Origin of the sequence: Klenkia brasiliensis (assembly GCF_900100695.1) — a bacterium.
GTDB classification, from domain to species: Bacteria; Actinomycetota; Actinomycetes; order Mycobacteriales; family Geodermatophilaceae; genus Klenkia; species Klenkia brasiliensis.
On the sequence record NZ_FNCF01000004.1, the window covers coordinates 121,287 to 140,395 of the forward strand.

General features: G+C 75.2%; 19 protein-coding genes. 17 read left to right on the forward strand and 2 right to left on the reverse strand.

Features of this window, described 5'->3' with window-relative positions:
• Window positions 1–6: 6 nt before the first annotated feature.
• From ndk to def, 9 genes are all read left to right on the forward strand, one after another.
• Window positions 7–414 (forward strand): nucleoside-diphosphate kinase, encoded by a 408-nt coding sequence (ndk, locus tag BLT39_RS12415; protein ID WP_091063439.1) that lies wholly within the window; start codon window positions 7–9, stop codon window positions 412–414.
• A 47-nt stretch (window positions 415–461) separates the two neighbouring features.
• Window positions 462–2,417, forward strand: a complete 1,956-nt coding sequence (locus BLT39_RS12420; RefSeq protein ID WP_091063441.1) for a TIGR03960 family B12-binding radical SAM protein — start codon at window positions 462–464, stop codon at window positions 2,415–2,417.
• On the forward strand, window positions 2,417–3,184 hold the full coding sequence (locus BLT39_RS12425; RefSeq protein ID WP_091063444.1) for a TIGR03936 family radical SAM-associated protein: 768 nt from the start codon (window positions 2,417–2,419) through the stop codon (window positions 3,182–3,184). The genes BLT39_RS12420 and BLT39_RS12425 overlap by 1 nt, the downstream gene beginning before the upstream one ends.
• Before the next feature lie 336 nt (window positions 3,185–3,520).
• Window positions 3,521–6,766: an Rne/Rng family ribonuclease gene (locus BLT39_RS12430; protein ID WP_091063446.1), complete on the forward strand. Its 3,246-nt coding sequence runs from the start codon at window positions 3,521–3,523 to the stop codon at window positions 6,764–6,766.
• Window positions 6,767–7,005: 239 nt separating this feature from the next.
• A complete protein-coding gene (gene rplU / locus BLT39_RS12435; protein ID WP_091063447.1) occupies window positions 7,006–7,326 on the forward strand; it encodes a 50S ribosomal protein L21 in 321 nt (106 codons plus the stop codon).
• Window positions 7,327–7,333: 7 nt separating this feature from the next.
• Window positions 7,334–7,609 carry a 50S ribosomal protein L27 gene (rpmA, locus tag BLT39_RS12440; protein ID WP_091063448.1) on the forward strand — a complete coding sequence of 92 codons (276 nt, stop codon included), beginning with the start codon at window positions 7,334–7,336 and terminating at the stop codon, window positions 7,607–7,609.
• A gap of 95 nt (window positions 7,610–7,704) precedes the next feature.
• Window positions 7,705–9,180 (forward strand): GTPase ObgE, encoded by a 1,476-nt coding sequence (obgE, locus tag BLT39_RS12445; RefSeq protein WP_091063450.1) that lies wholly within the window; start codon window positions 7,705–7,707, stop codon window positions 9,178–9,180.
• Complete coding sequence (proB, locus tag BLT39_RS12450) at window positions 9,177–10,295, forward strand: glutamate 5-kinase (RefSeq protein WP_242658363.1); 1,119 nt, start codon at window positions 9,177–9,179, stop codon at window positions 10,293–10,295. The genes obgE and proB overlap by 4 nt, the downstream gene beginning before the upstream one ends.
• A gap of 12 nt (window positions 10,296–10,307) precedes the next feature.
• Window positions 10,308–10,802, forward strand: a complete 495-nt coding sequence (gene def, locus BLT39_RS12455) for a peptide deformylase (protein ID WP_091063456.1) — start codon at window positions 10,308–10,310, stop codon at window positions 10,800–10,802.
• Window positions 10,803–10,805: 3 nt separating this feature from the next.
• Here def and BLT39_RS12460 read toward each other — a convergent pair whose 3' ends face one another.
• Window positions 10,806–11,210, reverse strand: coding sequence for a rhodanese-like domain-containing protein (locus BLT39_RS12460; protein ID WP_091063459.1), 405 nt, complete (start codon window positions 11,208–11,210; stop codon window positions 10,806–10,808).
• 93 nt (window positions 11,211–11,303) lie between these two features.
• Here BLT39_RS12460 and BLT39_RS12465 point away from each other — a divergent pair, with 93 nt between their 5' ends.
• On the forward strand, window positions 11,304–11,756 hold the full coding sequence (locus BLT39_RS12465; RefSeq protein WP_091063462.1) for an Lrp/AsnC family transcriptional regulator: 453 nt from the start codon (window positions 11,304–11,306) through the stop codon (window positions 11,754–11,756).
• Here the strand turns inward: BLT39_RS12465 and BLT39_RS12470 are convergent.
• Window positions 11,714–12,283 (reverse strand): GNAT family N-acetyltransferase, encoded by a 570-nt coding sequence (locus tag BLT39_RS12470; protein WP_091063465.1) that lies wholly within the window; start codon window positions 12,281–12,283, stop codon window positions 11,714–11,716. The two genes, BLT39_RS12465 and BLT39_RS12470, sit on opposite strands and share 43 nt — an antisense overlap.
• 86 nt (window positions 12,284–12,369) lie before the next feature.
• Between BLT39_RS12470 and BLT39_RS12475 the strand changes: the two genes are divergently transcribed.
• From BLT39_RS12475 to BLT39_RS12505, 7 genes are all read left to right on the forward strand, one after another.
• Window positions 12,370–13,620 (forward strand): glutamate-5-semialdehyde dehydrogenase, encoded by a 1,251-nt coding sequence (locus BLT39_RS12475; RefSeq protein WP_091063469.1) that lies wholly within the window; start codon window positions 12,370–12,372, stop codon window positions 13,618–13,620.
• A gap of 7 nt (window positions 13,621–13,627) precedes the next feature.
• Window positions 13,628–14,512, forward strand: coding sequence for an AAA family ATPase (locus BLT39_RS12480; protein WP_091063473.1), 885 nt, complete (start codon window positions 13,628–13,630; stop codon window positions 14,510–14,512).
• Window positions 14,512–15,903: a vWA domain-containing protein gene (locus tag BLT39_RS12485; RefSeq protein ID WP_091063476.1), complete on the forward strand. Its 1,392-nt coding sequence runs from the start codon at window positions 14,512–14,514 to the stop codon at window positions 15,901–15,903. Before BLT39_RS12480 ends, BLT39_RS12485 begins: the two co-directional genes overlap by 1 nt.
• Before the next feature lie 282 nt (window positions 15,904–16,185).
• Window positions 16,186–16,899, forward strand: coding sequence for a nicotinate-nucleotide adenylyltransferase (gene nadD, locus BLT39_RS12490; RefSeq protein ID WP_242658364.1), 714 nt, complete (start codon window positions 16,186–16,188; stop codon window positions 16,897–16,899).
• Complete coding sequence (gene rsfS, locus BLT39_RS12495; protein ID WP_091063483.1) at window positions 16,896–17,333, forward strand: ribosome silencing factor; 438 nt, start codon at window positions 16,896–16,898, stop codon at window positions 17,331–17,333. Before nadD ends, rsfS begins: the two co-directional genes overlap by 4 nt.
• Window positions 17,330–18,154, forward strand: a complete 825-nt coding sequence (locus BLT39_RS12500; RefSeq protein WP_091063485.1) for a histidine phosphatase family protein — start codon at window positions 17,330–17,332, stop codon at window positions 18,152–18,154. The genes rsfS and BLT39_RS12500 overlap by 4 nt, the downstream gene beginning before the upstream one ends.
• An 85-nt stretch (window positions 18,155–18,239) precedes the next feature.
• The gene (locus BLT39_RS12505; protein WP_091063488.1) at window positions 18,240–19,109 is read left to right on the forward strand and encodes a DegV family protein; all 870 of its coding nucleotides are present in this window, start codon (window positions 18,240–18,242) and stop codon (window positions 19,107–19,109) included.

The window sequence follows — 19,109 nt, forward strand, 5'->3', positions numbered from 1 at the left end:
GGCCTCGTGACTGAGCGCACCCTGATCCTGGTCAAGCCCGACGGCGTCGCCCGCGGCCTGGTCGGCGAGGTCGTGTCGCGGCTGGAGGCCAAGGGCCTGCGGCTGGTGGCCGCCGAGCTGCGCACCCTGCCCCGCGAGACCGCCGAGCAGCACTACGCCGAGCACGCCGAGAAGCCGTTCTTCGGCTCGCTGGTCGACTTCATCACCGGTGGCCCGCTGCTGGCGCTGGTCGCCGAGGGCCCGCGGGCCATCGAGGCCTTCCGCGCGCTGGCCGGCGCCACCGACCCGGTGAGGGCCGCCCCGGGCACCATCCGCGGCGACTTCGCCCTCGAGGTGCAGAACAACATCGTCCACGGCTCGGACTCCCCGGAGTCGGCCCAGCGCGAGATCGGTCTGTTCTTCCCCTCGCTCTGACGAACCCGGGGGCCGGGCCCGCGGGCCCGGCTACCCTGGGGGACGCCATGACTGTCGAGAGCCTGTACCCCCGCCTCGAGCCGCTGCTGGCCCAGGTGCAGAAGCCCATCCAGTACGTCGGCGGCGAGCTGAACGCGCAGACCAAGCCGTGGGACGACGTCGCCGTCCACTGGGCGCTGATGTACCCCGACGCCTACGAGGTCGGCCTGCCCAACCAGGGCCTGATGATCCTGTACGAGGTGCTCAACGAGCGCCCCGACGCCCTGGCCGAGCGCACCTACGCCGTCTGGCCCGACCTCGCCGCGCTGATGCGCGAGCACGGCGTCGGCCAGTTCACGCTGGAGAACCACCGGCCGGTGCGCGACTTCGACGTCCTGGGCGTCAGCTTCGCCACCGAGCTCGGCTACACCAACCTGCTCGAGGCGCTGGACCTCGCCGGGGTACCGCTGCACGCGGTGGACCGCGACGAGACGCACCCGGTCGTCGTCGCCGGCGGGCACGCGGCGTTCAACCCCGAGCCGGTCGCCGACTTCGTCGACTGCGCGGTGCTCGGCGACGGCGAGCAGGTCGTCGGCGACATCACCGACGTCGTCGCCGCCTGGAAGGACGCCGGCCGCCCCGGCGGGCGCACCGAGCTGCTGGCGCGGCTGGCCCGCGTCGAGGGCGTCTACGTCCCGCAGTTCTACGCGGTCAGCTACCTGCCCGACGGCACCATCGGGGCCTTCACCCGCACCCGGGACGACGTCCCCGCGCAGGTGGCCAAGCGCACCGTCATGGACCTCGACGAGTGGCCCTACCCCAAGCAGCCGCTGGTCCCGCTCGCCGAGAGCGTGCACGAGCGGATGAGCGTGGAGATCTTCCGCGGCTGCACCCGCGGCTGCCGGTTCTGCCAGGCCGGCATGATCACCCGCCCCGTGCGGGAGCGGACGATCACCGGCATCGGCTCCATGGTCGACACCGGCCTGAAGGCCACCGGCTACCAGGAGGTGGGCCTGCTCTCCCTGAGCAGCGCCGACCACTCCGAGATCGGGCAGCTGGCCAAGGAGCTGGCCGACCGGTACGAGGGCACCAACACCGGCCTGTCGCTGCCCAGCACCCGGGTCGACGCGTTCAACGTGACGCTGGCCAACGAGCTGTCGCGCAACGGGCGCCGCTCGGGGCTCACCTTCGCCCCCGAGGGCGGCAGCGAGCGGATCCGCCGGGTCATCAACAAGACCGTGTCCAAGGACGACCTGGTCCGCACCGTCACCACCGCCTACGCCAACGGCTGGCGGCAGGTGAAGCTCTACTTCATGTGCGGTCTGCCGACCGAGACCGACGAGGACGTGCTCGAGATCGCCGAGCTCGCCACCGAGGTCATCCGGGCCGGCCGGGAGGCCAGCGGGTCCAAGGACATCCGCTGCACCGTCTCGATCGGCGGGTTCGTGCCCAAGCCGCACACCCCGTTCCAGTGGGCGTCGCAGGCCTCGGCGGAGACCATCGACCACCGGCTGCGGGTGCTGCGCGAGGCGATCAACGCCGACCGGCGGCTGGGCCGCTCGATCGGCATCCGCTACCACGACGGCAAGCCCGGCATCATCGAGGGCCTGCTGTCCCGCGGGGACCGCCGCGTCGGCCGGGTCATCGAGCGGGTGTGGCGCGACGGCGGTCACTTCGACGGCTGGAGCGAGCACTTCTCCTACGACCGCTGGGTGGCCGCGGCCGCTGACGAGCTGGCGCCCTTCGGCGTCGACCTCGACTGGTACACCACCCGCGAGCGCGGCCAGCACGAGGTGCTGCCCTGGGACCACCTGGAGTCCGGCCTGGACAAGGAGTGGCTCTGGGACGACTGGCAGGACGCCATCAGCGAGGAGGAGGTCGCCGACTGCCGGTGGACCCCCTGCTACGACTGCGGCGTCTGCCCGACCATGGGCACCGAGATCCAGATCGGCCCCACCGGCCGGTCGCTGATCCCGCTCACCCCGGTCGGCGCCGGACCGCGGCCCGCGGCGCACGCGCACTGATGGCCCGCCAGCCCGACGGCCCCCCGCCGCCGCCGACCGTGCAGAAGCTGCGGCTGCGCTACACCAAGCGCGGTCCGCTGCGGTTCGCCTCGCACCGCGACCTGGCGCGCGCCCTCGAGCGGGCGCTGCGCCGGGCGCAGGTGCCGATGGCGTTCTCCGCCGGCTTCAGCCCGCACCCCAAGATCAGCTACATGGGTGCGGCGCCGACGGGTGCGGCGTCGGAGGCGGAGTACGTCGAGATCGGGCTGGCGGTCCGTTGCGACCCCGAGGCCGTGCGGGTGGCCCTGGACGCCTCCCTGCCGCCGGGCATCGACGTCCTGGAGTGCGTGGAGGCCGCCGAGGGCACCGGCGGTCTCGCCGAGCGGCTGGACGGCACCCGCTGGCGGGTCGACCTGGCCGACGTCGACCCCGCGGAGCTGTCCGCCGCGGTCGACCAGCTGCTCGCCGCCAAGGTGGCGATGGTGGCCAAGCGCACCAAGAACGGCACCAAGGACGTGGACGTCCGGGCCGCCCTGGTCTCCGCATCGGTGGCCGGGGAGGCAGGTCGTGCCATACTGCACGTGGTGGTACGGCAGGTGACGCCGACCGTACGACCGGACGACGTGTTGGCCGCACTGGCTGCCGTCGCCGACCTGCACCCGCCGGTGCCCCCCCGGGCCGTGCGTGAGGCGCAGGGCCGGCTCGACGGCACCGGTGAGGTGACCGACCCGCTCGAGCCCGACCGCGAGGCCGGCTCCCGCTGCCAGGGGGAGCCCCAGCCGGTCTGACCCGGACGGAGCCGGGCACCCGGGTCGACGCCCGTCACCCGCACCGCGAACTGCCAGCCGTGGCGCACCCAGCCTTCTGCAGCACCCGCTCCATCGAGCACAGCCTTCGAGCACACCGCTCACGCACCACCAGCAGCACCGCTCCACCCCGCGAGCCAGCACTGCGCACCAGCACCACCCGGGACCCCGGTCACCCGGCCGGGTCCCGCGCACAGACTTCACGCGGGCCCCGGCGCGCCGCACGGCGCACCGACCCGCCCGACCCGCGCCCCTGCGCGGCCGCCAGTCGCCACCCGGCGATCGGCGCCCGGGGGTGCACCAGGAGGCGAGCCCCTCGTGGCCGACACCGACGACACCAGCAGCGGGACCACCGACCAGCAGGTCGCCGAACCGCAGGACACCACCCCGCCGGACATCCCCGCCGGCGAGCCCGCCCCCGACGAGGAGACCGTCGAGGAACCGGCCGACGAGGCCGCCGGGGAGCCGGCCGCGGAGCAGGCACCGGCGGAGGAGCAGGCGCCGGTCGCCGAGCTGCGTGCCGACGCCGCCACCCTCGAGGCCGCGGCCATCCCGCCCACCCGGGCGCTGGCCGAGGACCCCGAGGCCCCCCGCTTCGGTGCCCAGTTCAGCTCCCCGGAGCCCACCACCGTGACCGCCCGCCCGCGCCGCCGGGCCACCCGCCCCGCGCTGTCGGCCGACCCCGGCTCCGTCGAGCCCGCCGCGGCCGCCCCGCCCGCGCCGGCCTTCGTCAGCTTCGTGGCCGCCCCGCAGGAGGTCGCCCCGCCGGCGCCCCGCCGGCGCAGCCGCCGCACCCAGGCCGAGACCCCCGCCGAGCCGGAGGAGCCGACCGCGCCCGTCGAGGCGCCGGCCGAGGAGGACGCCAAGCCGCGGCGCAGCCGCTCCCGCCGCCGCGCCACCGAGCCGGCCGCCGAGCCCGCCGCCGGCGACACGGCCGAGGAGACCGTCGTCCTGACCGCCGCGGGTGAGGACGAGGACACCCGCGAGGCCGAGGACGACGCCACCGACGGCGACGAGGACGACGACCGCGACAGCGGGTCGGGCAGCCGCCGGCGCCGCCGTGGCCGGCGTGGCCGCGGTCGGGGCCGCTCCGGCGAGGACGACGACGAGCAGACCGGCACCGCCGAGGGCGAGACCGCCGAGGACGACGGCGACGACGAGCCCGGCGACGCCGAGGGCGACGAGGACGGCGCCGACGACTCCGCCGACGGCGGCCGCTCCACCACCCGCCGGCGTCGCCGGCGCCGCCGCCGCGGCGAGTCCGCGGGTGATGCCGCCGAGACCCCGGCCGACGACGACCGGCCCGAGCGCGCCGGCCGCAACGGCAAGGACTCCAGCGACGACGCCGTCCGCGGCGTGGCCGGGTCCACCCGGCTGGAGGCGAAGCGGCAGCGCCGCCGGGACGGCCGCGACACCGGCCGCCGCCGCGCCCCGATCCTGTCGGAGTCGGAGTTCCTGGCCCGCCGCGAGGCCGTGGACCGCGCGATGGTCATCCGCCAGCAGGGCGAGCGCACCCAGATCGCCGTTCTGGAGGACGACGTCCTGGTCGAGCACTACGTGACCCAGGCACAGTCCACGTCCTTCGCCGGCAACGTCTACCTCGGCCGCGTGCAGAACGTGCTGCCCTCCATGGAGGCGGCGTTCGTCGACATCGGCAAGGGCCGCAACGCGGTGCTCTACGCCGGCGAGGTCAACTGGGAGACCGCGGGCCTGTCGGGCAAGTCGCGCTCCATCGAGCAGGCGCTGAAGTCCGGCGACAAGGTGCTGGTGCAGGTCACCAAGGACCCGATCGGCCACAAGGGCGCCCGGCTGACCCAGCAGATCAACCTGCCCGGCCGGTTCCTGGTGTACGTGCCCGGCGGCTCGATGACCGGCATCAGCCGCAAGCTGCCCGACACCGAGCGTCAGCGCCTCAAGGACATCCTCAAGAAGATCGTCCCCGAGGACGCCGGCGTCATCATCCGGACCGCCGCGGAGGGCGCCTCGGAGGAGGAGCTCACCCGCGACGTGGCCCGGCTGCAGGCGCAGTGGGAGGTCATCCAGACCAAGGCCGCCTCGACGTCGAACGCCCCGTCGCTGCTCTACGGCGAGCCCGACCTCGCCATCCGGGTCATCCGCGACGTGTTCAACGAGGACTTCAAGCGGCTGGTCGTGCAGGGCGACGACGCGTGGGACACCGTCGAGGCCTACGTCGCGCACGTCTCCCCGGAGCTGTCGGAGCGGCTGGAGCGCTACATCGGCAACGGTGACGTCTTCCGCGACCTGCGCGTGGACGAGCAGCTGCTCAAGGCGCTGGACCGCAAGGTCTGGCTGCCCTCGGGCGGGTCGCTGGTCATCGACCGCACCGAGGCGATGACCGTCGTCGACGTCAACACCGGCAAGTTCACCGGCTCCGGCGGCAACCTGGAGCAGACGGTCACCCGGAACAACATCGAGGCCGCCGAGGAGATCGTCCGCCAGCTCCGGCTGCGCGACATCGGCGGCATGATCGTCATCGACTTCATCGACATGGTGCTGGAGAGCAACCGGGACCTGGTGCTGCGCCGGCTCACCGAGTGCCTGGGCCGCGACCGCACCAAGCACCAGGTCGCCGAGGTCACCTCGCTGGGCCTGGTGCAAATGACCCGCAAGCGGGTGGGCCAGGGCCTGCTCGAGGTCTTCAGCGACACCTGCGAGCACTGCCGCGGGCGCGGCGTCGTCGTCCACCTGGACCCCACCGAGAAGCGCTCCGCCGGCAACGGCGGGAACGGCAACGGGGGCAACGGCCACGGCGGGAACGGCGGCGGCAACGGGAACGGCGGCAACGGGAACGGCGGCAACGGGAACGGCAGCAACGGCGGCCGGTCCCGGGGCGAGGAGCGGGCGGCCGACAAGCCGGCCGAGGCCCCCGACGACGCGCCCGCGACCGGGCCGGACGCCGAAGGCGGCCAGGAGCCGACGGGTCGGTCGGGGCGCCGCAACCGCGGGCGCCGCAACCGCGGCCGCAACGGCGACGAGCAGGTGGCCGAGGACGCCGCCGTGCTGGCCGCCAGCCGTGGCGACGACGCCGCCCCCGACGCGGTGGACCCCGAGGCCGGTGTCCCCGACACCGGTGCCGCCGAGGTGGCCCCGGCGGCCGGTGTCCCCGACACCGGGCACGCCGAGGACGCCGCGGGGGAGAAGGCCGGCGTCGTCGAGCCCGACGAGGTGGCCGACGCGGTCGAGGCCGCAGCGCCCGCCGACGCCCCTGCCGAGGACGCCCCGGCCGGGGACGCCTCCGCCGAGGACGCCCCTGCTAGGGACGGGACCAGGCCGGAGCTGCCCGAGCCCGCGGACGCGGTGACCGAGCAGTCCCCGGCCACCAGCACCGAGGGCGACGCCGCCCCCGAGCCCACGGCCGTCGAGGCCACGACGCCCGAGCCGTCGGAGCAGACCCCGGCCGCCGAGCCGGTGGCTACCGAGCCGGTGGCTGTCGAGCCGGTGGCTGCCGAGCCGGTGGCGGAGGCCCCGGTGAGCGAGGCGCCCGTGGCCCGTCCGCGGCGTCGCCGGGCGGCCAGCCGCCCGGCCGGTCCGCCCGCCGAGTGACCTGCTCCGGCCCGGGGTGACCCCCCGGGCCGGAGCGCGGACGCGATGTCCGGCACAGGGGTTCGACCCCGACCGCCGGCCTCGGGTACGCTAGCCGGGTTGCTCCGTCCGGAGTGGCTGCTGCCCTGCGCCCCGCGCGCAGACGGTGGTGGGCCCCGGGGGCGTGAGCGGCCCGTCCCGCACACCGGTCCGCACCGGGGTGCGCCCAGGACAACGAGAGACCTATCGAGGAGTCAGTGGTGTACGCAGTCGTCAAGGCCGGTGGCAAGCAGCACAAGGTTGCTGTCGGTGACCGGTTCACCGTCAACCGTCTCGAGGGTGCGGCCGGCGACACCGTCACGCTCCCCGTGGTGCTCCTGGTCGACGGCGACACCGTCACCAGCGACGCCGAGGCGCTGGCGAAGGTCACCGCCACCGGCGAGATCGTCGAGCACGGCAAGGGCCCGAAGATCCGCATCCACAAGTTCAAGAACAAGACCGGCTACCACAAGCGCCAGGGGCACCGTCAGCCGCTGAGCGAGGTCGTGGTCACCGCCATCGGTTCCGAGAAGAAGGGCTGAGCACGCCATGGCTCACAAGAAGGGCGCATCGTCGTCCCGCAACGGTCGTGACTCCAACGCCCAGCGCCTGGGCGTGAAGCGCTTCGGCGGGCAGGTCGTCAAGGCCGGCGAGATCATCGTCCGCCAGCGCGGCACCCACTTCCACCCCGGTCTCGGCGTCGGCCGCGGCAAGGACGACACCCTGTTCGCCCTCACCGCCGGTGCCGTCGAGTTCGGCCGCCGCGGTGGCCGTCGCGTGGTGAACGTCCAGCTCGTCGAGCCGGCCCTCGAGCCGGCCAGCTGACACCAGCACCCGTTCCACCAGCAGGGGCCCGGCGGATGAACACCCGCCGGGCCCCTGCTGCGTCCGCACCACCGAATGTCTGAGAGGTACCCACCGTGGCCGCGTTCGTCGACCGCGTGACCGTGCACGTCACCGCGGGCAACGGCGGCCACGGCGTGAGCTCCGTGCACCGCGAGAAGTTCAAGCCCCTCGGCGGCCCGGACGGCGGCAACGGCGGCGACGGCGGCGACGTGGTCCTCGAGGTCGACGCCAGCGTGCACACGCTGCTGGACTTCCACCACCACCCGCACCAGAAGGCGCCCAACGGCAAGCCCGGTGAGGGCCGCAACCGCAACGGCGCCCGCGGTGAGGACGCCGTGCTGCGCGTCCCCGAGGGCACCGTCGTCAGCATCGGCGGCGAGGTCGTCGCCGACCTGATGGGCGTGGGCACCCGGCTGGTGCTGGCCGCCGGCGGCAAGGGCGGGCTGGGCAACGCGGCGCTGGCCAACGCCCGCCGCAAGGCTCCCGGCTTCGCGCTGCTCGGCGAGCCCGGCGAGGAGGTCGACGCCGTCCTCGAGCTCAAGAGCGTGGCCGACGTCGGCCTGGTCGGGTTCCCCTCGGCCGGCAAGTCCTCCCTGGTCGCCGCGATGAGCGCGGCCAAGCCGAAGATCGCCGACTACCCGTTCACCACCCTGGTGCCCAACCTCGGGGTGATCCGCTCCGGCGACGTCACCTACACGATGGCCGACGTCCCCGGCCTCATCCCCGGTGCCTCCACCGGCAAGGGCCTGGGCCTGCAGTTCCTGCGGCACGTCGAGCGCTGCGCAGTGCTGGTGCACGTCGTCGACATGGCGACGATGGAGCCCGGGCGCGACCCCGAGACCGACATCGAGGCCCTCGAGCACGAGCTGCGCGCCTACGACGAGGAGCTCGACCTGGTCGGCCGGCTGCGCATCGCCGTGCTCAACAAGGTCGACGTCCCCGACGGCCGCGAGCTGGTCGACCTCGTGCGGGGCACCCTGGAGGCCCGCGGGCTCGAGGTCTTCCCGATCAGCGCGGTCACCGGCGAGGGCCTGCCCGAGTTCGGCTACGCGCTGGCCCGCGAGGTCGAGGCCTACCGCGCCTCGCTGCCCGCGCCCGACAGCGTCCGGATCACCCTCACCCCGCGCGCGGTCGACGACGGCGGGTTCACCGTGCAGCCCGACGCCCGCACCGGCGGCTGGGTGGTGCTCGGCGTCAAGCCCGAGCGCTGGGTCCGGCAGACCGACTTCTCCAACGACGAGGCCGTCGGCTACCTCGCCGACCGGCTCAACCGGCTGGGCGTGGAGATCGAGCTGGCCAAGGCCGGCGCCGTCCCCGGCGACGCGATCACCGTCGGCGACGTCACCTTCGACTGGGAGCCGACCCTGCCGGCCGGCACCCTCACGGTGGAGGAGACCGCCGGGCTCGGCGGTCGCGGTACCGACGCGCGGCTGGAGAGCAACCACCGGCCCCGGGCCGAGGAGCGACTGGCCGCCAAGCGGCGCCGCCGCACCCCGTACGAGCTGCTTGAGCCCGAGGACGACGACCCCAGCTGGGACGACGAGCCGTGAGCCGCGCGGCGGTCGCCGGCGCGCACCGGGTGGTCGTCAAGGTGGGCTCCTCCAGCCTGACCTCGCTGCAGGACGGCCTGGACACCGCGCGGCTGCGCGCCCTGGTCGATGTCCTGGCCGGGCTGCGGGCCGCCGGCCGCGAGGTCGTGCTGGTGTCCTCCGGCGCCATCGGCACGGGGCTGGCGCCGCTGGGCATCACCGGCCGGCCGCGGGACCTGGCGACCGCGCAGGCCGCGGCCAGCGTCGGCCAGCTGCGGCTGATGGCCGCCTACGCCGAGGCCTTCGCCGAACACGGCGCCGCCGTCGGCCAGGTGCTGCTGACCGCCGACGACCTGACCCGCCGCGGGCACTACCGCAACGCCCGGCAGACGGTCGACCGGCTGCTGGCCCTCGGCGTCGTCCCCGTGGTCAACGAGAACGACACGGTGGCCACCGAGGAGATCCGCTTCGGCGACAACGACCGGCTGGCCGCGCTGGTCGCCCACCTCGCGGTCGCCGACGCGCTGGTGCTGCTGTCCGACATCGATGCTGTCTACGACGGCGACCCCCGCGAGGGGGCGGCCTCGCGCATCGACACCGTGGCCGACCCCGCCGACCTGGCCTCGGTGGTGCTCGGGTCCGCGTCGCGCAACGGGGTGGGCACCGGCGGGATGGCGACCAAGGTGGAGGCCGCGTTCATCGCCGCCCGCGCCGGTGTCCCCGTCGTCGTCACCTCGACCGCGCAGGCCGCTGCCGCGCTGGCCGGCGAGCCCGTCGGCACGCTGTTCCCCGCCCACGGCCGCCGCCCCTCGGCCCGGCAGTTCTGGCTGCGCTACGCCTCCCGCCCCCGCGGCCAGGTGCTGCTGGACGCCGGCGCGGTCGCCGCGGTGCGCGAGCGCGGCGCCTCCCTGCTGGCCGCCGGCATCACGGGCGTGGTGGGGGAGTTCCTGGCCGACGACCCGGTCGAGCTGGTCGGGCCGGACGGCGTGGTGGTCGCCCGCGGGCTGGTCTCCTACGACGCCCGCGAGCTCCCCGCGCTGCTGGGCCGCAAGACCGGTGAGCTGGACCCCGAGCACCGGCGCGAGGTGGTGCACCGCGACGAGATGGTGCTCGTCCGCACCCGCGCCGGCGCCTGAGAGGATCCCCGCGTGGCCGTCCGTCCCCTCCGTGAGCTCGGTGACCCGGTGCTGCGCACCCCCTGCGACCCGGTGCGCGCCTTCGACGCCTCCCTGGCGGCGCTGGTCCGCGACCTGGAGGAGACCGTCGACCACCCCGGCCGGGCGGGTCTGGCGGCCAACCAGATCGGCGTCTCGCTGCGGGTCTTCTCCTACAACGTCGACGACGAGATCGGCCACCTCGTCAACCCGGTGATCGTCGAGCGGTCCGAGGAGACCCAGGACGGCGACGAGGGTTGCCTGTCGGTGCCCGGCCTCTACGCCCCCACGGTGCGGGCGATGTGGTGCGCGGCCGAGGGCTTCGACGTCGAGGGGAAGCCGCTGCGGCTGGAGGGCGAGGGCCTGATGGCCCGCTGCCTGCAGCACGAGGTCGACCACCTCGACGGCAAGGTCTTCCTCGACCGCCTGCAGGGCGACGCGAGGAAGGCCGCGTTCCGTGCGCTCCGGGCTGCCAGCTCCGGCAGTTGATGGTCAACCGGCCGCCGGGGCGGTGAGCGGGTCCGGCGTGCGGCGCTGACGGCCCGCCGGCGTCACCACCGCGAAGCCCTCGCGGACCCAGTACTCGTAGCCGCCGACCAGCTCCCGCACCCGGGTCCAGCCCTGCTCGGCGAGCGCCAGGGCGGCCTTGGTGGCGCCGTTGCAGCCCGGGCCCCAGCAGTGCACGACGACGTCGGCGTCCCGGTCGGGGAGCACGTCGGCGGCCCGGGTGACGTCGGGCAGGTGCACCGCGCCGGGCAGGTGGCCCTGGTCCCAGGCGGCCTGCGAGCGGACGTCGACCACCACCGGCCCGGTGCCGGCGGCGCGGGCCGCGGCGAGGTCGGCGGGGTCGGTCTCGTGGGCGAGCTTGGCGGCGAAGAACGCGGCGGCGGTGAGCACGGACCCATCCCACCCTGGCGGCGGGCCTCCGGACAGGGGACATCGAGGGCGTTCAGCGTCTCGGGCCGTGGGATCCCCGGTAGGTTGCGCCGTGTGCCCCCGGTCCCACGGCTCGACGACACCGACCGCCGCATCGTCGCGGCCCTGCAGCGCGACGGCCGGTTGACCACCGCCGAGCTCGGGCGCGAGGTGAGCCTGTCGGCCAGTGCCACCGCCGACCGGGTCCGGCGGCTCACCGACACCGGAGTGATCACCGGCTACTCGGCCGTGGTCGACCCCGAGGCGCTGGGCTACGCGGTGGGTGCCTTCGTCCGGCTGGCCTACCCGTCGGGGAACTACAAGCCCTTCCACGACCTGGTCGACACCACACCCGAGATCGTCGAGGCCCACCACGTCACCGGCGACGACTGCTTCGTGGTGCGGGTGGTGGCTCGGTCGATGCGCGACCTGGAGCGGATTACCGGCCGGCTGGCGACGCTGGGCGGCATCACCACCAGCGTCGTCTACTCCAGCCCGGTGCCGCGTCGGCCGCTCGCGCCGGCCTGAGCCCGCCACTCGTCGGCCAGCAGGCTGCCGAGCCAGGCGTCGTACCGGACCCCGCGGGCCACGGTGTGCCCGCGGGCCGTGCCCTCCATCAGGAAGCCGCACTTCTCCGCCACCCGACGGGACGGCTCGTTGCCGACGAACGCCTCCCACCGGACGCCGATCAGCTGCTGCTCGGTGAACGCCCACTCCAGGGCCAGCCGAGCGGCCGTCGTCATGACCCCGCGCCCGCGGGCCCAGGGGTGGAGGCCGTAGCCGATCCCACCCCATCCCTCGCCCAGCTCGATGTCGACGGTGCCGGCGAACCTGCCGCCGACGTCGATCGCCCAGGACGCGGCGCTGCCCCCGGTCCACCCGGCGCGGACCCGTTCGAGGAACTGCGGGGCGAGCTCCGGGCCGTAGGGCACCGGGATCGTGGTGAACCGCTGCATGCTGGGGTCCTGGCACTGCTCGACGACGCCGGGCAGGTCCGCCTCGGTGTGCGCCCGCAGCAGCACGTCACCGTCGCGGAGCTCGGGCACCTCGGTCATGCCCGGGGACGCTAGGCGGCGGACCGGGGACGGTCACCCCGGTTTCCGCCGACGGTCAACGCTGACGGTTGCGTAAGCTCGGCCGCGTGCCCGAGGTCGAGCTGCCCCTGATCGGCGACGCCGCCCGTCGCGCCCGCGCCGCCGCCCGGGTGCTGCGCACGCTGCCCACCGCCACCAAGGACGGCGCCCTGCTGGCCATGGCCGACGCGCTGGTCGCGCACACCGACGACGTGCTGGCCGCCAACGCCGCCGACGTCGAGGCCGCCCGGGCGGGGGGCACCCCCGACGCGATGCTCGACCGGCTGCGGCTGGACGCCGACCGCGTCGCCGGGGTGGCCGAGGCGCTGCGCCAGCTCGTCGCCCTGCCCGACCCGGTGGGCGACGTCGTCCGCGGGTCGACCCTGGAGAACGGGCTGCAGCTGCGCCAGGTCCGGGTCCCGCTCGGCGTCGTCGGCATCGTCTACGAGGCCCGGCCCAACGTGACCGTCGACGCCGCCGGGCTGTGCCTGAAGAGCGGCAACGCCGCACTGCTGCGCGGGTCGGCCTCGGCGTACCGGACCAACACCGCCCTGGTGCAGGTGCTCGCCGAGGCCGCCGCCAAGGCCGGGCTGCCGGTCGACAGCGTGCAGCTGCTGCCCGCCGAGCGGGCCAGCGTCGGCGAGCTGCTCAACGCGCGTGGCCTGGTCGACGTCGTCATCCCGCGCGGTGGCGCCGAGCTGATCCAGCGGGTGGTCCGCGAGTCCACGGTGCCGGTCATCGAGACCGGCGTCGGCAACTGCCACGTCTACGTCGACGCCTCCGCCGACCCGGCGACCGCCGAGGCCGTCGTCCTCAACGCCAAGACCCACCGGGTCAGCGTGTGCAACTCCGCCGAGACCCTGCTGGTGCACCGCGACTACCCGCAGCGCGAGCGGCTGCTGGCCGCGCTGGTCGAGGCCGGGGTGACCCTGCACGGTGACGACGCCAGCCGGGCCGCGCACGACGCCGTGGTCCCGGCCACCGACGAGGACTGGGCCACGGAGTACCTGTCGATGGACATGGCCGTGCGGGTGGTCGACGACGTCGACGCCGCGCTGGACCACATCGCCGCGTGGGGGAGCGGGCACTCCGAGGCGATCCTCGCCGACTCGGCCACCGCGATCTCGGCCTTCGTCGCGGGCGTGGACGCCGCCGCCGTGCTGGTCAACGCCTCCACCCGGTTCACCGACGGGGGCGAGTTCGGGTTCGGCGCCGAGATCGGCATCTCCACCCAGAAGCTGCACGCCCGCGGCCCGCTCGGCCTGCCCGAGCTGACCTCCACCACCTACGTCGTGACCGGTTCCGGCCACACCCGATAGGAGCCCCGTGACGCACGCGCAGCAGGCAGCCCGGTTCGCCGACGTCGCGGACGTGTCCGCGCGGCTGGCCGCGGCCGGGTACCTCCCGGACGCCCAGATCGCGACCACGGTGTTCCTCGCCGACCGGCTGGGCAAGCCGCTGCTGGTGGAGGGCCCGGCCGGCACCGGCAAGACCGAGCTGGCGAAGGCGCTGGCCACCGCCACGTCCTCGGACCTGATCCGGCTGCAGTGCTACGAGGGCCTGGACGAGGCCCGGGCGCTGTACGAGTGGAACTACAAGAAGCAGCTGCTGCGCATCCAGGCCTCGCAGGGCACCGACGGCGCCGACTGGGGCGACCTGCACGACGACGTGTTCGGCGAGGAGTTCCTGCTGTCGCGGCCGCTGCTGACCGCGATCCGGCGCGAGGACCCGACCGTCCTGCTCGTCGACGAGACCGACAAGGCCGACGTCGAGGTCGAGGGCCTGCTGCTGGAGGTGCTCAGCGACTTCCAGGTGACCATCCCCGAGATCGGCACCATCGTGGCCACCCGCCGTCCGATGGTGGTGCTGACCTCCAACGCCACCCGGGAGCTGTCCGAGGCGCTCAAGCGCCGCTGCCTCTACCTCGCGCTGGACTACCCCAGCGCGGAGCGGGAGCGGGAGATCGTGCTGTCGCGGGTGCCCGAGCTCGCGCCGGCGCTGGCCGAGCAGCTGGTGCGCACCGTGCGGGCGCTGCGGGCGATGGAGCTGAAGAAGTCCCCGTCGATCTCCGAGACGCTGGACTGGGCGCAGACCCTGCTCGCCCTCGGCCTGGACACCCTCGGCGACGACGAGGTCCGGGCGACCCTCGGCGTGGTGCTCAAGCACGCCAGCGACCAGACGCGGGCCGCCGCCGAGCTGCGGCTCAACTGATGGCCGACGGCGGCCTCCCGGCCCACCTCGACGGCTTCGTGCGGGCGGTGCGCGAGGCCGGCATCCCGGTGGGCATCTCGGCCGCCGTCGACGCCGCCCAGGTGCTCACCGCCGTCGACCTGCTCGACCGCGAGCAGCTGCGCCACGGGCTGGCCGCCGTCCTGCTGCAGCGAGCCGCCCAGCGGCAGACCTACGACGTGCTGTTCGACCTGTGGTGGCCGCTCTCGGACCGTCCCGAGGACGACGCCGACACCGAGCCCGCGCCCGACGACGGCAGCACCGACGCCCAGCGGCAGGCCGCCCTGGCCGCGCAGCTGCGCGAGGAGCTGCTGCGCCGGCTGCTGGACGGCGACGAGGAGGCGCTGCGCCGCTTCGCCCGGCTGGCGGTGGACCAGCTCGGGCAGGGGCAGCCCTCGCCGTCCGGCCAGTCCTTCTTCTCCTACCGGGTGCTGCGCGCGCTGTCCCCGGACACGCTGGTCTCCCAGCTGCTGGACGGCCTGCTGGGCGGCGCCGACCGCGGCGGGCTGGCCGAGCAGGTGGCCCGGCAGACCGTCCGCGAGCGGCTGGCCGCCTTCCGCGCCGCGGTCGAGGCCGAGGTCCGGCGACGCTCGGCGGCCGAGCGGGGCCGCGACCGGGTCGCCCGGACGGCGGTCAAGCCGCTGGCCGACCAGGTGGACTTCCTGCGGGCGCAGTCCGCCGACCTCGCCGAGCTGCGCCGGTCGGTGGCACCGCTGGCCCGGCGGCTGGCCGCTCGGCTGTCGGCCAAGCGCCGGATGGGCCGGGAGGGCCGGCTGGACTTCCGGCGCACCGTGCGGGCGTCGCTGGCCACCGGCGGGGTGCCGGTGGTCACCCACCACAAGCCGCGCACGGTGCACAAGCCGGAGCTGGTGGTGCTGTGCGACATCAGCGGGTCGGTGGCCGGGTTCAGCCACTTCACCCTGATGCTCACCCAGGCGCTGCGCGAGCACTTCTCCGGCGTGCGGGCGTTCGCGTTCGTGGACTCCACCGACGAGGTGACCCGGTTCTTCGCCCCCGGCGCGGATGTCGCCGACGCGGTGCAGCGGATCGGTCGGGAGGCCGAGGTGGTGACCTTCGACGGGCACAGCGACTACGGCAACGCCTTCGGGGTGTTCGCCGAGAAGTGGGCGACCGCGGTGGGGCCGAAGACGTCGCTGCTGGTGCTCGGCGACGGCCGGACGAACTACCGCCAGCCCGGGTTGCCCGTGCTGGCCGACCTGGTCCGGCGGTCGCGCTCGGCCTACTGGCTGAACCCCGAGCCGGCCCGGCTGTGGGGGACCGGGGACTCCGCGGCCGACCGGTACGCCCGGGTGATCCCGATGGTCGAGGTGCGCAACGCGGCCCAGCTCGCGGAGTTCGTCACCACGCTCTGACCCGGCAGCACCCGATGGGCACGATCCCACCGCGCGTCACAGATTTTCTTCGTCCCGGGCCGTAACCCGGAGGTTCCGGACCCGTTGGTCCGCGCGGAGGCAGCACGACGCCTCCGCGCGCCGACCGGGGAACCGGTCGGCCGGCCGGCGACACGGGGGCGCCGGCCGGGCGGGCCGGTCGGCCCCACGCCGAGCAGGCGGGGGCGGGTCGGCCCGCACGCGCGCCCCTCCACCTGCACGATCGCCCCGCTGGCCACCTGCCGACCGGGCTACGCTGCTCAGGTGGCGGGCAGTCGACTGGGCGTGATGGGTGGCACCTTCGACCCGGTGCACCACGGCCACCTCGTCGCCGCCAGCGAGGTGGCGAGCCTGTTCGAGCTCGACGAGGTGGTCTTCGTGCCCACCGGCGAGCCCTGGCAGAAGGCCGACCGGCAGGTCAGCCACGCCGAGGACCGCTACCTCATGACCGTCATCGCCACCGCGTCCAACCCGCGGTTCTCGGTCAGCCGGGTCGACGTCGACCGCGGCACCACCACCTACACCATCGACACCCTCACCGACCTGCACCGGCAGCGGCCCGACGCGCAGCTGTTCTTCATCACCGGCGCCGACGCGCTGGCCCAGATCGTCGGCTGGCGGGACACCGAGCGGTTGTTCGACCTGGCCCACTTCGTCGGCGTCACCCGGCCCGGGTACCAGCTGGCCAGCGCCGACCTGCCGGCCGACCGGGTGAGCCTGGTCGAGATCCCGGCCCTGGCCATCAGCTCGACCGACTGCCGCGACCGGGTCCGGCGCGGGATGCCGGTCTGGTACCTCGTCCCCGACGGCGTGGTGCAGTACATCGAGAAGCGCGGCCTCTACCGCGACGGCGTCCCGGCCACCCCGCCCGGGCAGCTGCTGCCCGGCACCGGCGTCCGGCACGCCGACGCCCCCGTTCCCCCGCCGACGGTCGACCCCGACCCCGGCACCCCCGAGCTCCAGGAGATCCCCCGATGACCGCCTCGACCGAGGCCCGCGAGACCGCGCTGGTGGCCGCGCAGGCCGCCGCCGACAAGCTCGCCACCGACGTGTCGATCGTCGACGTCAGCGACCGGCTGGCCATCACCGACGCCTTCGTCCTCGCATCGGCCCCCAACGAGCGCCAGGTGCAGTCCATCGTCGACGAGGTCGAGGACCGGCTGCGCCAGCACGGGATCAAGGCGGTGCGCCGCGAGGGCGTGGCCGAGTCCCGCTGGGTGCTGCTGGACTTCGTCGACGTCGTCGTGCACGTCCAGCACGCCGAGGAGCGGGCCTACTACTCCCTCGAGCGACTCTGGAAGGACTGCCCGGTCATCCCGTTCACCGACAGCGCGCTGCCCCCGGCAGCCGGGGGTGCGCAGCCCGCCGACGACGACGGCGCCGGGTCCGCGCAGGCCGACGCCGACCGGTGAGCGCCGGCACGGGGGAGCAGGTCGCGCCGTCCGTCGAGCGGGTGCTGGTGTGGCGGCACGGCCGCACCGAGTGGAACGCCAGCGGGCGCTTCCAGGGCCAGCTGGACCCGCCGCTGGACAGCACGGGCCGGGCGCAGGCGCGGCAGGCGGCCGACGCCCTCGCCGTCGAGCTCCCGGCGGGGGCCCTCGTGGTCACCAGCGACCTGGTGCGCGCGCGGGACACCGCGCAGGCGCTCGCGGACTCCCTGGGTGCCCGGCTGCGGGTCGAACCGCGGCTGCGCGAGCACGGTCTGGGCAGCTGGGAGGGCCTGACCCGCGAGGACGTCGCGCGCGACCTCCCCGAGCAGTACGCCGACTGGACCCACGGCCGGCCGGTGCGCGGCCGGGGCGGGGAGGACCCCGCCGACGTCGCCCGCCGTGCGCTGGCCGCGCTTGCCGACCTGCCCGCGGCGCCCGTGGCGGTGCTGGTGACCCACGGCGGCACGGGCGGACGGCTGATCGAGGCGCTGCTGGGCCTGGGCCCGGAGCACCGGCGCATCTTCGGCCCGCTCGGCAACTGCCACTGGACCGAGCTGGTCCACTCCGGCAGCCGCTGGCGGGTGCTGCGGCACAACGCCTCGGCCACCGGCGGGGCACCGGGTGTGCCGCGCCGGTCCGGGGCCGACGGTGCCCCCGACGTCGCGGAGGCAGCCGGTGTCGCCGAGGCCTCCGCTGCCGGTGGGTCGGCCCGTGGCGGCGCCGCGGTCGCCGGGACCGTCCCTGCCGGTGCCAGCCCGGACGAGGCGCCCCCGGCCCCGACGGACGCCGACGCGCTGTCCTGACCGGCCCGGTCGCGGGCGCCGGCCGCGGTCCCGCGAGGGCGACTGCCCTGCGGGGGCGGGGGAGCAGCCGGTTAGCCTCGCGCCCATGCCCGTCGCCGTGGTCACCGACTCCACGGCCTACCTGCCCGACGCGCTGGTCGCCGAGCTCGACGTCGAGGTCGTCCCGCTCTACGTCGTGCTGACCGGGCGCTCGGGTCGCGAGGGCATCGACGTGGGCCCGGCGGAGGTCGCCCGCACGCTCGCGGTGAAGGGGCAGCAGGTGACGACCTCCCGGCCCACCCCGGGTGACTTCGTCGCGGCCTACCGCCGGCGGCTGGACGCTGGCGCCGACCGGGTCGTCTCGGTGCACCTGTCCAGCGAGCTGTCGGGCACCTGGGACGCCGCGCGCACCGCCGCCGGTCAGGTCGGCGAGCACCTGGTGTCGGTCGTCGACAGCCGCACCGCGGCCATGGGCACCGGCTTCGCGGTGCTCGCCGCCGCCCGCGCCGCCGCCGCCGGCGCCGGGGCCGCGGAGGTGGCGGCCACCGCGCAGCGGACTGCGGACGCCGGCAGCACCCTGTTCGTCCTGGACACCCTGGACCACCTGCGCCGCGGAGGCCGGATCGGCCCGGCGGCCGCGGCGCTGGGCACCGCCCTGGCCGTGCGGCCGGTGCTGCACGTGCGCGACGGCCGGATCGTCGCGCTGGAGAAGGTGCGCACCACCTCGCGTGCGGTCGCCAAGCTGGTGCAGCGCGTCGCCGACCTCTGCGGTGACCAGCCGGTGTCGCTGGCGGTGCACCACCTCGCCGCCCAGACCCGGGCCGACGCGCTCGCCGAGCAGCTGCGGCAGCGGGTGCCCGGCCTGCGGGACCTCTACGTCAGCGAGCTGGGTGCGGCCATCGGCGCCCACGTGGGACCCGGGGCCCTCGGCGTCGTCGTCGACCCCACGGCCACCCCGGCCACCGTCGCCAGCTGA